Raw genomic sequence first — 13,613 nt, forward strand, 5'->3', positions numbered from 1 at the left:
ATTGATCTACCAAACTTTAATAGATCACTTGCCCCGGCTTTGTACATGTTTGAAATTACTCAGGAGGTGTGTGAATGAAAAAGAAGACTTGGTACACGTTGGTGGTGGTTATGATGATTTCTTTATTTTCCTCAGTGAGTGCTTTTGCAAGTTATGTTTTCTATGAACCATTAAGCTATTTCAACTCAAACACATGGGAAAAGGCAGATGGATACTCAAACGGTGGTATGTTTAACTGCACTTGGCGAGCAAACAATGTTAATTTTACAAGTGACGGTAAACTTAAGCTTAGTTTAACTAGTTCGGCTCAAAACAAGTTTGATTGCGGTGAGTATCGTTCCAAGGATAGTCACAGTTACGGACTTTATGAAGTGAGTATGAAACCCGCTAAGAACCCTGGGGTCGTCTCCTCCTTCTTTACTTATACCGGACCTGCTCATGGAACACAATGGGATGAGATTGACATTGAATTCTTAGGTAAAGATACTACAAAAGTACAGTTTAATTACTATACGAATGGGGTTGGTAATCATGAGAAGATTATCAATCTAGGATTTGATGCATCACAAGGATTCCATACGTATGCTTTCGACTGGCAGCCAGGATATATCAAATGGTATGTGGATGGAGTATTAAAACATACAGCAACCACCAATATCCCCAAAACACCTGGAAAAATTATGATGAATATTTGGAATGGGGCAGGGGTTGATGAATGGTTAGGTTCTTATAACGGTGCCAATCCATTGACCGCAGAATATGACTGGGTTCGATATACAAGTAACTAGAAGATAAAAGCAGCCGTCACTGGCTGCTTTTGATTTTTTATAACCGGATACAATTTATAACTCATTAAACATTTTAAACGATAAATTTGTAACGAAATATACTTCTAGATAATAGATTTTTACTCAAATATCATTTATCCAATATATACATTCAATTTCAAATATCCTAAATTAATGCAATAAATGTTGCAATATTAGTATGGGCATATGTATCTATTATTCATTATGATTAAACGGTAAGCAACATTACATAGACTGGGGGAAGCAATGTTGGACACAAATAAAAAGAGAAGAAGATTAGGCAGTATGGTAATGGTAGGGATGCTAGCCCTATCTGCGGTACTGAGTGGATGCGGTAATGGAGGGGACAAGGAAGCTGAATCAAGCACTCCATCTGCACCTTTGGAGCTTAAGGATGGGAAATACGATCCGCCGGTGACAATAAGCTATCTACGGCCGTGGGGTCCAGACGTTACATTTAAGTCAGGCGAGGATCAAGATAACAATGTTCATACCAAATGGGCGAAAGAAAAGCTCGGCATTGAGCTGAAAAATGAATGGGTTTCTCCATCTACCAATAATGCATTTGAGACGAAGCTTCGTCTATCTCTTGCTTCTAATGCAGAAATGCCGGATATTATCTCCTATCGTGGTGAATTTAATTTGGTGCGTGAGTTGATTGAATCCGGAATGTTTGTTGATGCAGGCGAATTATTTGATAAATATGCGAACGATACATGGAAAGATGCTATTAACGAAGATCCTACCGTTTGGTATCCGTATATGCAAGACGGTAAACGCATTGGTATCCCGATTCTGGATTATTCCTATAATGGTGACCCAGTGATGTGGATTCGAGAAGATTGGCTTAAAAAGCTTAATCTGAAAGGACCGGAGACATTAGAAGATCTTGAAGTTGTTATGGATGCGTTTACAAATCAAGATCCGGACGGAAATGGCAGAAAAGACACTTATGGTTTGACTATTGGATTCAAGAACTGGGTCAATACCTGGATGTCTGACGCTGGTTGGGTCTTTGGAGCATATGGCACGATGCCAAACCAATGGAACCTTACAGAAGATGGAAAACTTGAATACGGTTCAGTGACACCTGGAGCAAAACAGGCACTTGCTACATTACAAAATTGGATGAGCAAAGGATATATCCCAGAGGAAGCAGGCGTATATGACGAGACGAAGGCTGCTGAAGAGTTTACTGCCGGCAAGGCAGGAATTGTGGTTGGTCCTCACTGGATGCCAACTTGGCCGCTGGAAGATGTGAAGAAAAACGATCCAGATGCTGAATTTAAAGCATATCCTATTCCTACTGGTCCTGATGGCCAAGCAGGCAGACGTGGTACACCGAATGAAAATGGTGTTGTCCTGATTAATAAGAATATGAAGAATCCGGAAGCATTTTTCACTTATCAAAATTATTTGTTTGAGAATTTTGCTAACCCACAAGCAGGCGGAGAATTCGAATATGGATTTGCTGAAGGATACGATTATGTTTTGGTTGACGGCAAACCGTCAATCGATCCAAGTCTGACTGAAGGTTATGCTCCTGAGAAATATACACTGGCATTCGATGGTGCACGGATTCCAAGTCTTAGCATGAATACGCTGGCGAAGCTGGCAAATGGTGAGACGCCATCAACGCCATTTGAGAAAAAGTTAGATGCAAGTGTTCCAACAGCAATGCTGGATGCAGCAAAACTTGTTCTGGATCAAAAGGATATCTCTCTTAAACAAATGTTTACTGGTGCGCCGACGATGACAATGCAGATGAATAACGATATTCTCACGAAGATGGAGAAAGATACATTCTCTCAAATCATCTATGGCAAAACTTCAATTGATGCATTTGATTCCTTTGTAGAGAAATGGAAGTCTTCAGGTGGAGATCAGATGACAAAAGAAGTAAACGAATGGTACGAGTCCGTTAGCGGAAAGTAAGAATTGCAGGGAAGGTAGAGTACACATAAACTGCAAATTTTGAGCAAAAAATGAACATCGCAAAAAAAGGCATTGTCGGAAAAACTCCGGCAATGCCTTTTCGCATGTTAGATAACATAGAAGTAACGGCTTAAATCTAATCTTGGTTCTTCTTTAAACGGGCAGACTTTCCCGATATTCCTGTGGAGTAACGTCATAAAACTTCTTAAATACACGAATGAAGTAGGCAGTATTGTTGTAACCGACGAGCTCTGAAATTTCAAATATTTTGGCTGTTGAAGTTCGTAAATAATACGCTGCCTTCTCCATTCTTAATCGGTAGACATAGGCTGTAAGTGCTTCTCCCGTCTCTGATTTATAGACTTTGGACAAATAGACAGGATGCAGATGTACATGGTCAGCAATCGCTGGCAGAGACACATCGGAAGCCAGATGAAGATCGACAAAACTTTGTACACTGCGAACGATGGTACTGTGATTGTCCTTCAGCTCTTGTTCAGCGTCATCACGGATGTAATGAAGTGTTCGGATCGACCAGTCCATTAATTGTTTTGTCGTCGAATAGCTAGGGGCTTGAAAGTAACGATAGGACTCTGCTGGTAGAATGGAAGAGAGCTGTTTCCCATTTTTATGTATGATATAAGTAAACGCTCCGGCTAAAGCGTAGTACACTTCAATCGTTGACTCTGCGATATCGTGATATTCGTTTGAATGCAGCAAATCCTCAAAGATCTGCTCGATCTTCAGTTCAGCATCTTGGAAACGTCCGGCTTCAAGCAGACTTATTAAAGTCGGCGGTTTATAAAGCGACCTGATCGTATATAGAGAGGGCACATCTTTTTCGTCGGAAGCGGTTACGAACAAGCCTTGGACTTGTCCCATCCGCTTACGCATAGATATAACGGCTCGCTCATAGATTTCACCGATCTCATTTGGAAACTCTCCCCAATGGGAAACGGAGATCGATATCGCTCCCTTTAAGTAAGCCTGAACATTCGTTTGAATCTGGGCAGCATAATGTTCCAGCATCGTCTGAGGCGTCTCGTGTTTATTGGAGAACAACTTGCTAGAGTCCTTTACACTCACCAGTACAACGATATAATCATGAACATCTCGGGTATGCCAGATATGAAAATGGTCTTGAACAACTTCATTAATGATATTACAGATGGCATATTCCATGAGTGCAATATCGCTGTTTCCCATCTCGGAAAAATGTTCTTCCATACGAATAATCAACATTGCTAAATCTTCTCCTATAGTATAGGGAAGTTCCAGTAGCTCAAGTTTATCTGTCAGCGTCTTTTGATCATAGGTTTTGCCAGTCAACAGCTCCTGGAGCATCGTAGATTGCAATAGCGGCAAATTATCCTGAAACGCGTTGAGTGCTCTTTGATAAGATGCTGCGGTTTCCCATTTCATCTGAATTCGACTAACGAGACGCTGAACTGATTCAATCAGGTCTTCGTCACTTACAGGTTTGAGCAGATAATCAAAACTTTCTTGAGCCATTGCCTGCTTTGCATATTCAAAATCAGCATGGCCTGACAGCAGAATCGTTTGTACATGGGGCCATCTCTTATGGATCTCCGTAATCAGTGCAATGCCAGATATCTCAGGCATACGAATATCACTGATCACAATATCAATATCATGATTTTCCATAATTTCAAGCGCTAATTTTCCAGATAATGCCTCGTGGACAGTGCCAATTCCACAGCTTTCCCAAGGAATGGTTTCCGCCAGCGTCTCGACCACTGAACGTTCATCATCCACTAATAAAATTTGCAGCATGGGTAGTTCACCTACTTGTTAGTATTGTCGTGCCATATGATATCAACTTTAACCCCGCCTAGTGAAGAATGATTATAGGTTAGACCTGCTCCTTCACCGTAAAGAAAAGATAAACGCTGATGAACATTCCATGTGCCGCAGCCCATATTTTCATCCAGCGGTTTAAGAAGATCATATTTCATTTGCTCAAGTTGTTTGTCTGACATGCCAAGTCCGCTGTCTTCCACGGTAAGCATGTATACATCATCTTTGCAGTCCCCGTATATTCTGATTTCCCCATTCTCTGCTCTCGGCTCGAGTCCATGAATGACAGCGTTCTCAATAATAGGCTGAAGGGTCAACCTGGGTACCGTTTTATCTAAAATAGCATGGGAAACGTCGATTGTAAAATGCATGCGTTCAAGTCTAAGTGACTGAATCTCAAGATAATTTTTCACCATGGCTAATTCTTCTCGTATGGTTGCCATGTCATTTTCTGATCTTGTTATGTACCGGTAGTATTCTCCCAGATTTAGAGCCATGGCTACCACGGCCTTCTCATTTTTCATCCTCGCCATATTTTTGATATAGAACAAACAGTTATAGAGGAAATGTGGATTGATCTGGGATTGCAGCTGTTTCAGAGTCGCTTCGCGTCTTCTCAGTTTCTCCTCGTACACATTTTCGATTAGTTCCTGAATGCGCTGCGCCATGATGTTAAACCTGGCAAATAATAGACTGAACTCGTTATGTGCGGTGTGATTCAGTCGCACGGAAAAGTCACCGGCGGACAAGCGGTTTGTTCCTTTCACCAGTTGAAGGAGAGGGACCTGAACACTGCGGAATAGCGTATACAGAACCAGGATACTCATCACGATTAAGACAGCGATAGAGGCATAGAACAGATTCCGGCTGATCGTAATCGGCTTTAAGATTTGCTGCATAGGCACATAGTCCACATAGTACCAGCCGAGACTCTTGGACTGAATATAGGATACGTAGTATTCCGTACCATCCAGTGTAGTTCTGAACCCGCCCTTAGCTTCGAGTTTTGCACTTTGCAGTGAAGGCAGGACGGATTTCATGGTGCTTTTTTCAGTACTGTTGCTAATTAAGCCGAAGTCAGGATGAAACATAAAAGGGTCGCCTTTGTTATTTAACTTATTTTGATCAAGCAGCAATTTAAGATGATGAATCGGAAAACTAATTTTAGTAATCAATTTGGCCTTACTAGGATTGCTTATTGCTGTCGTCGGTACCGTAGTATGCCAGACAAAATGATTGTCATCATAGGTCCAGTACTGTGAGAGTGGTTCTGTGAATTGATTCTCTTCATAAGGTATGTAAGCGTCATCGTCGGTTGATATCACTTTTTTCATACGTGGAAAGTACAAGGTAATGGTTGAATGCCATTTGCTTGCTGCATTATACAGGTTCATCTTCTCTAGAATTGCAATGCCCGCTTTGGCACGCTCATAAGGAATGTCTTTGTAGTCTGGACGTTGATACTCCTGAATACTGGAATCTTGTCCAATCGACATTCCGTAAAGGGACAACTGATAAATGTTGGACTCTACAGAATCTGCAAAAGTTGACAGCTGATTCTTAGTGTTGTTCTGAATCTCATATTCTATGACTCTTACACTTTCTCTATTCGAATAGGTATATAAAAACAATACTAGAATAAGCAGAATGACAACTAACAACGCAATTTTAGTAAAAACATTTAAACGGTTCAGCAAAGCTCTGCCTCCTTATCTCATTAAAATATTCATATCATTCTTGCAATATTAGGATATAGATCGCAAAATCCCATTGTTATAATTTTACTATACAAGTTTGGGTTAACTTGTAAAACATAAATATTAGAACATGGGGGATGCAGGGGTGAAGGAACATACTTTAAAAACAACGCATAAACAGCGTTCTACCAGGGTGAGACAGCGCTGGAATTTTCAGCGGAACTGGCCATTGCATATGATGCTCATTCCAGCCGTATTACTCGCGCTGGTGTTTCAGTACATACCAATGGGCGGTATTGTAATCGCTTTTCAAGATTACAAACCATACCTTGGATTCTCAGGATCTGAATGGGTAGGTTGGGACAACTTCAGATATCTGTTTTTATATCCTGATGTTGGACAAGTCATCTGGAATACACTCTTTATTGCACTTTTCAAAATCGTGGCAGGGCTGATCGCTCCTTTGTTGTTTGCCATTTTACTAAATGAAGTACGACTAGTAGGCTTTAAAAGAGTGAGCCAAACTCTGGTTTATCTGCCGCATTTTCTCTCCTGGGTTATCCTCGGCGGGATTTTGCTTGATATCTTGTCTCCGCAAGGAGGAATTGTGAACCAGCTAATCGTAGCACTTGGAGGGGAACCGATCTTTTTCCTTGGAGATGGTACGTGGTTCCGGGTAACGCTGATCGTCAGTGATGTCTGGAAAGAATTTGGTTTTGGAACGATCGTCTTTCTTGCCTCTCTAGCAGGGATTAACCCCGCACTTTATGAAGCAGCTGAAGTGGACGGAGCTAACCGGTTTAAGCAGACGCTGCACATTACCGTTCCAGCACTAATACCAATCACAATTGTGCTTTTAACGCTTTCCATCGGTAACATTCTAAATGCCGGATTTGACCAAGTATTCAACCTGTACAATCCGCTTGTGTATGACAAAGGAGATATTATAGATACCTTTGTTTATCGACTGGGGATCTTGAACGGGAAGATGAGTTTTGCGACCGCGGTAGGATTATTCAAATCTGTGGTAGCTACCATTTTGATCGTTATATCTTACAGATTAGCTTATAAACTAGCCAATTATAGAGTTTTTTAGAGAGGAGAAACCGAGCTTGTATTACAAAACAAAAGGATATCGAATATTCAGCATAGCTAACTACACGTTCCTTGGTATTTTATCGTTGCTCTGCATTCTGCCAATCATTCACATATTAGCCGTTTCATTCAGCAGTATGGCGCCGGCTTCCTCCAATATGGTCACATTCTGGCCGATTGGTTTTACAACGGACGCCTATGTGAAAACATTCGGAAATTCAAACTTTATCAATTCTCTTTGGGTATCTGTTAATCGAACTGTATTAGCAACTATCATTGGTATCGTCATCATGCTGATTACAGCATTTCCTTTGTCGAAGGAAGATACGAGTTTCAAAGGACGCTCATGGTACACTTGGTTTTTTGTATTCACCATTCTATTCAGCGGCGGACTTATTCCAAGCTATATTCTTGTACAAAAGCTTGGTTTGATGAATACAATCTGGGCACTTATTTTGCCAGGAGCCTTGTCCGTGTGGAATGTTATCCTCATGATGAACTTTTTCCGCGGATTACCAAAAGAACTGGAGGAAGCCGCTTATTTGGATGGAGCAGGACATATCAAAACACTCTTTTTAGTATATGTTCCACTGTCTCTTCCAGCGATCGCTACTCTTTCGTTGTTCACAATGGTAGCTCAGTGGAATTCTTGGTTCGACGGCATGATCTATATGTCTGACATTAAAGATTATCCACTTGCATCCTTGCTGCAAACCATCATTGTTCAGCAAGATCTCAGTAAAATCAATGTAGACCCATCAATGCTGGAGAATATCTCCCAGCGTACTGTACGTGCAGCACAAATCTTTATCGGTGCGCTGCCGATCTTGCTTGTATATCCGTTTTTGCAACGCTTTTTTGTGAAAGGAATCGTCATTGGAGCGGTTAAAGGCTAAGCAATGAAAACTTAGTTAATGGAGGATATAGGATGAAAAAAGGATTGGCATGTATTGTTACGGGATGTTTAACAGCTTCACTCTTTTTCCCAACATTTTCTGGGGCAGAGGGTGTAGATCATCAGGTGAAAGGAGACTTGCAGGCGAAAAGCCTGCAAGCTTCTGTTCCCTACAAAGACCTGGGCAGTCATTGGTCTCAGTCTGCAGTACTTCGTATGCAAGATATGGCTTTATTACAAGGTTATGCGGATGGTACATTCAAGCCAAATCATGAGATTAACCGAGCTGAGTTTGTTATGATACTTGATCGTGTGTTTGGATTTACAGGCAGCACAGAGTCTCATTCATTTGCAGACGTTACCGCAGGGGATTGGTATTATGATGCATTGACGAGAGCAAACGGATCAGGAATTATCAAAGGAACCGATGTGGATCATCTGTCTCCTAAAGAGCCGATAACTCGTGAGGATGCTGCCGTAATGGTGGATCGTGCTTTTCAGCTTTCGAGCGGAGTGGAAGAGGAAAAGGAACTATCGAAGTTTTATGATGCAAAGGATGTTTCCAGCTATGCTACGAAAGCGCTTACCTATCTAACAAATAACCAAATCATGAAAGGTTATCAGGGTAAGCTGAATCCCAAATCTCCTATCACACGTGCAGAGACGGCAGGTCTCCTAGCTGCGATGATTGCGGATATTAAAACCTCTCCAGGAACTTATGAATCCAGCGTAAAGGGAAATCTGATTGTTCGGTCTTCTGATATTACACTCAAAAACACAGTCGTAAAAGGAAACTTACTGCTTACAGAAGGAATTGGAGATGGGTCCATTGTTCTTCAAGGAGTAACGGTTACAGGAAGTGTCATTGTTAAAGGCGGCGGCAGTCATTCCATAGACATCAGCGACTCCAAGCTGAATCGGATCGTGATTGACAAAAGCGGAGAGCCTGTAAGTGTAAAAATTAAAGAAGGCAGTAACGTACAAGAAATAACCGTTATGCAGAAAGCTAGTGTGGAACTCTCCTCAGATAGCACAGTCGATTCATTAACGGTGCTCACAAAAGCAGATCAGACACAGATTATTTCTAAAGGGAAAATTAACAAACTGAAAGTCGATGCAGCAAATGTGGTTGTTAATGGCGAAACAGTAAAACCAGGCTTTGTTACTTCTATTAAAGGAGAATCGACACAGCCTGTTCCCTCCCAGCCTGGTAACTCAACAACCGATTCGAGCACTTCAAATCCATCTTCTCCGGGTGGACAAACACCATCCGTACCAGATAGCCCGTCAGATGAGAAGCCTATTCCATCAACGACAATTCCTAATGAAGACTGGAAGCTTGTCTGGAATGATGAATTTAACGGATCTGTTATTGATGATACCAAGTGGACCGTACAGGACACGGGTCTAGTCTATAACAATGAGTTGCAATACTATAGTCCGAATAATACCCGCATTGTAAAAGATGAGGATCGAAGCGTTCTTCAAATTGAAGCAAAACGCGAAGAGAAGAGCGGTCAAAAATTCACTTCCGGTAAACTCATCTCCATGGGAAAAGGCGACTTCACCTACGGTAAAGTTGTTGTACGTGCGAAGCTCCCTAAAGAACAAGGCATGTGGCCCGCTTTTTGGATGATGCCGACAGATGAAGCCCACTATGGAGGATGGCCTGCCTCTGGAGAAATCGACATAATGGAGCTCATTGGCGGCGAAGAGAGCCACAACAAAATATACAGTACCTTGCATTATGACAGTGTGAAATCTGACGGGTCTCATGGACACGATCAGGGAAGCATCACACTTCCGGATGGAGAATCATTCGCTGATGATTATCATGATTTTCAAGTGGAATGGCTCCCGGGAATGATACGGTTTTATGTTGATGGCAAGTTGCATCATGAAGTGACTAATTGGCAGACAAAGGCTGCAGGTCAGCCGGAATACTACACGTTTCCTGCTCCTTTTGACCGTCCATTCTACCTGATTCTGAATTTGGCAGTTGGAGGAGATTGGCCGGGTTCACCTAATGATGACTTTACTTCAGAAGCGATGAACGTTGATTTTGTTCGTGTATATTCTTATGACAAATTAGACGAATGGCCTGATGTCACAACGAATCCAATTGAACCTGAAGCACAGCGTGAACCACAAGAGAATGGCAACCAGATCTACAATGATCAATTCCTGGATGGTACTGAAACAAACGGTGTTCCGCAGAAGTGGCAGTTCATTACGAACGAAGGCGGATCAGGAAATGTTGAGGTTGTAGAAGATAAGGATAAAGGAAAAGCAGTGCAGGTGACGATTGACAAAGAGGGAACTCAAAACTATTCAGTTCAGCTCACACAGATGCCGATCTACGTGAAGAAAAATAAAAAATACAAGATAGAGTTCGACGCGAAGGCGTCTGCTGATCGTACGATCTCTTCTAAGGTGACCCAATTTGAAAAAAGTTGGACGAATTACTCGGGAGATCACCCATTTGCGATCACGACAGAGTGGAAAACATACGATTATACATTTGACATGCGAGATGGAACAGACAATAATGCCAGATTTGAATTTAATTTAGGATTGGAAAATGATACTGTTCTGATCTCTAATGTTAAGCTAAGCGAGGTAGGAGAAGCAGATCCGCTGACTGTAGAGCGGAAGCCGCTGCCTGATGGCAATTACATCTTTAATGGAACATTTGATCAAGGCAAGAACCGTCTTGGATTCTGGGCAAGCTATATTGCTGAAAATGCGGTAGCTGATATCAGCGTGAACAACTTCTTGAAATTCCCGATCATGGAACGTCAACTGGTTGTAGATGTGAAGAAAACGAATGGAGAGTCTGAGCAGGTTGCGGTGAATCAAGGGAATTTGAAGCTGGAGGCGAATACCACTTATGGTTATTCTTTTGAAGCCAAAGCAGATAAGCCTCGCACGATGAACATTGATCTGATTAGCAGTGGAGCAGATTCCAAACAAAGTCATCAGAGTCAGAGTCAGAGTCAGAGTATTCAGCTTAGTCAGGATTTGAAGACGTATACCGGGGAGATTAGTATTGGTGATATTGAGCCAGACGCAACTTCCACGTTTAGACTGTTATTCGGCAGCTCTACAGGTACCGTCTATGTGGACAATGTCCGTCTAACAAAACGTGGAAATCCTATTTCTGTTGATGGCTACGCACATATACCTGCAACGGAAGCCTGGTCCATGCAGGGCCTGCAACTTGAAAATTCCGATGAAGGCGGTCAGCATATCAGTCACATGGAAGAAGGGGATCTTCTTCAGTACAAGATTAATGTAGCTGCTGATGACGAGTATGTATTATCTGCCCGAATGGCTAGTGCAAAAGATGATTCGAGTGTCCGTTTCAGCGTCAAGGATGAAGAGGGCTCTACGGTTCTACAGTCTGTGTACGCTCTTGGGGACACGGGCAGTTGGCAGAAATACAATACAGTGTACTTTCCAGCTGTTTCTTTAAAAGCGGGCAAACAATATTATGTAGACTTTGAAGGTAAGGATTATAACACCCGCTGGGTAGATATTTCGCAGAATAAGGTGAAAAATGGGAAGCTTGCATTAGCTGAGGGGAATTGGGAAAAGACTCCTGAAAAACTAGTAACTTCTGATGCCGATGGCGGAGGAGTGTTGATTCAGTTACTTGGCACAAGTAAGGATTGGTGGGAGGTGTTACTGCAACAACGACAGATAAAGCTGGATGAAGGAAAGACATACCGGCTCTCATTTGAGGCATCTGCATCCAGTCCGAAATCGGTACAAGCCGTCGTCTCACAAAATGAAGGCGATTATACAAAATATATGGAAGAAAAAATCGAGTTAACTGAGAGTAAGCAACAATATGCTTATACATTTACGATGAATGATTTTTCGGACCCCGCAGCTGTACTTGCATTTGGGTTGGGTTATCCGTCATCAATCGGGGATCATACTGTATCCATCCATAATGTATCGTTAATTGAGGTAAACCCAAGTGCCGATCAGGGTGGACAGCCTGTTAACGTAAACCTGATTTCAAACGGCGACTTTTCCAAAGGAACCGATGGATGGTTTACTTATGTGAATGGGGATGCCAAGGAGCTTGAGATAAGTGCTGGTGATCAGAAGCTTCAAGCCAAAATTGGAACGGTTGGGCAGAACGCTTGGGACCGTCAGGTTATTAACGAAGGGTTTGGTATTCAGCCAAATTCCAAGTACAAACTTACGTTTAAGGCGAAAACGGATAAGCCTAGAAAAATGAACGTAGGCATCGGATGGGTCGATGCAGCATCCAACTATGAATGGCATGGATTCTTTGGGGATAAGGTGGATTTGACTACCGAGGAACAACTTTTTACCTTTACATTTAATACGGAAGAAAATGGCTATGGAAATACTAGAATTTCACTTGATATGGGTAATATTTCGGGTGCAGAAGACGGTAATACCATTATCACATTGTCTGATGTTAGTTTGATTAATATGGGGTCTGCGAAGTAGACCGCTAAAGGTCTGTGCAGGGTTTTGAATCGTATTAAGTTATAATCTTAAACGGTTGAGGCACCATCTTCAGTAATGGAAGGTTACAAGTTACGAACTTGTGGCTGGAGACTGAGATGGTGCTTTTTACTTTCTTATCTATCCAATTAAATCACTATATTTTCCTGATATCATATATAATGGTATAGATTACACAAGGAGGAGAGGTGCAGTTCTTGGAACATCATTTGATCTATGAAGAATCTTTTTGGGGACATGACGTTCGATTAAGACACATTACACAAGGTTCCAATACGCTCGTGGTTTTCTTCCCCGGGCAAAATTATTCTTGTGAACTGCCTGTTCTGTACTACGCTGTTCAAAGCGCTACCTCTCAGGGCATGGATGCCCTGATTTTGGAGTACGGCTTTCAAAGTGCTCGTGTAGCACTGGAGAGAGAACAACGTTCCATCCTTGAAGAAGAGATATTACAGATGGTTAGACGCGGAAGTGAGGGGTATGAGCAGCTCATCTTTGTCAGTAAAAGTTTGGGAACCTTGCTTGCCGGTTACACGGCTAAACATCTCACAGATTACTCCATCCGCCACCTGTACCTAACACCGCTGGATAGTACACTTACGTATATGCAGCATTCGAAAGGTATGGTGATCTACGGAGCTAAGGATTCTTTATTCAGCGAAGAAAGCAGAGCAAAGCTCGCTTCATGTTCTGAACTGAAGGTCCATCAGGTGCTGGAAGCAGGGCACGGTCTGGAAACATCGAATCCTAGAAAATCAGCTGAATTAACATCACAGCTAGTAGAAGAATATATTCGTTTTTTTACGTCAGCCAAAGAAGAAACGGTTTCATTATAAAATAAAAAAAGAGAGTGAG

8 protein-coding genes are annotated in these 13,613 nt (G+C 42.0%); 6 read left to right on the forward strand and 2 right to left on the reverse strand.

Annotated elements, in window-relative coordinates; genetic code table 11:
* Window positions 1-74 precede the first annotated feature (74 nt).
* Both bglS and QPK24_RS06860 read left to right on the forward strand, forming a co-directional pair.
* Window positions 75-788, forward strand: a complete 714-nt coding sequence (gene bglS, locus QPK24_RS06855; protein ID WP_285747310.1) for a beta-glucanase — start codon at window positions 75-77, stop codon at window positions 786-788.
* A gap of 267 nt (window positions 789-1,055) precedes the next feature.
* The gene (locus tag QPK24_RS06860; RefSeq protein WP_285747312.1) at window positions 1,056-2,744 is read left to right on the forward strand and encodes an extracellular solute-binding protein; all 1,689 of its coding nucleotides are present in this window, start codon (window positions 1,056-1,058) and stop codon (window positions 2,742-2,744) included.
* 153 nt (window positions 2,745-2,897) lie between these two features.
* On the opposite strand, the gene QPK24_RS06865 is transcribed toward QPK24_RS06860, so the two are convergent.
* Together QPK24_RS06865 and QPK24_RS06870 are read right to left on the reverse strand one after the other, a co-directional pair.
* Window positions 2,898-4,538: a response regulator transcription factor gene (locus QPK24_RS06865; protein ID WP_285747314.1), complete on the reverse strand. Its 1,641-nt coding sequence runs from the start codon at window positions 4,536-4,538 to the stop codon at window positions 2,898-2,900.
* A gap of 11 nt (window positions 4,539-4,549) precedes the next feature.
* Window positions 4,550-6,259, reverse strand: coding sequence for a sensor histidine kinase (locus QPK24_RS06870; protein WP_285747316.1), 1,710 nt, complete (start codon window positions 6,257-6,259; stop codon window positions 4,550-4,552).
* A 235-nt stretch (window positions 6,260-6,494) separates the two neighbouring features.
* On the opposite strand from QPK24_RS06870, the gene QPK24_RS06875 reads away from it, so the two are divergent.
* The 4 genes from QPK24_RS06875 to QPK24_RS06890 all read left to right on the forward strand — a co-directional run bounded on the left by QPK24_RS06875 (window position 6,495) and on the right by QPK24_RS06890 (window position 13,594).
* Complete coding sequence (locus QPK24_RS06875) at window positions 6,495-7,355, forward strand: ABC transporter permease (protein WP_285749152.1); 861 nt, start codon at window positions 6,495-6,497, stop codon at window positions 7,353-7,355.
* Window positions 7,356-7,371: 16 nt separating this feature from the next.
* On the forward strand, window positions 7,372-8,250 hold the full coding sequence (locus tag QPK24_RS06880; RefSeq protein WP_285747318.1) for a carbohydrate ABC transporter permease: 879 nt from the start codon (window positions 7,372-7,374) through the stop codon (window positions 8,248-8,250).
* 32 nt (window positions 8,251-8,282) lie between these two features.
* Entirely contained in the window at window positions 8,283-12,740 is a 4,458-nt protein-coding gene (locus QPK24_RS06885) for a carbohydrate binding domain-containing protein (RefSeq protein ID WP_285747321.1), read from the forward strand.
* A gap of 215 nt (window positions 12,741-12,955) precedes the next feature.
* A complete protein-coding gene (locus QPK24_RS06890) occupies window positions 12,956-13,594 on the forward strand; it encodes a hypothetical protein (RefSeq protein WP_285747323.1) in 639 nt (212 codons plus the stop codon).
* Window positions 13,595-13,613 lie beyond the last annotated feature (19 nt).

It is taken from the genome of Paenibacillus polygoni, assembly GCF_030263935.1.
Lineage (GTDB): Bacteria > Bacillota > Bacilli > Paenibacillales > Paenibacillaceae > Paenibacillus > Paenibacillus polygoni.

What these genes read in the sequence shown, in the direction of transcription:
- bglS (WP_285747310.1), top strand. Translation starts at nt 75, where the DNA reads ATGAAAAAGAAGACTTGGTACACGTTGGTGGTGGTTATGATGATTTCT.
- QPK24_RS06860 (WP_285747312.1), top strand. Translation starts at nt 1,056, where the DNA reads ATGTTGGACACAAATAAAAAGAGAAGAAGATTAGGCAGTATGGTAATG.
- QPK24_RS06865 (WP_285747314.1), bottom strand. Translation starts at nt 4,538, where the DNA reads ATGCTGCAAATTTTATTAGTGGATGATGAACGTTCAGTGGTCGAGACG.
- QPK24_RS06875 (WP_285749152.1), top strand. Translation starts at nt 6,495, where the DNA reads ATGATGCTCATTCCAGCCGTATTACTCGCGCTGGTGTTTCAGTACATA.
- QPK24_RS06885 (WP_285747321.1), top strand. Translation starts at nt 8,283, where the DNA reads ATGAAAAAAGGATTGGCATGTATTGTTACGGGATGTTTAACAGCTTCA.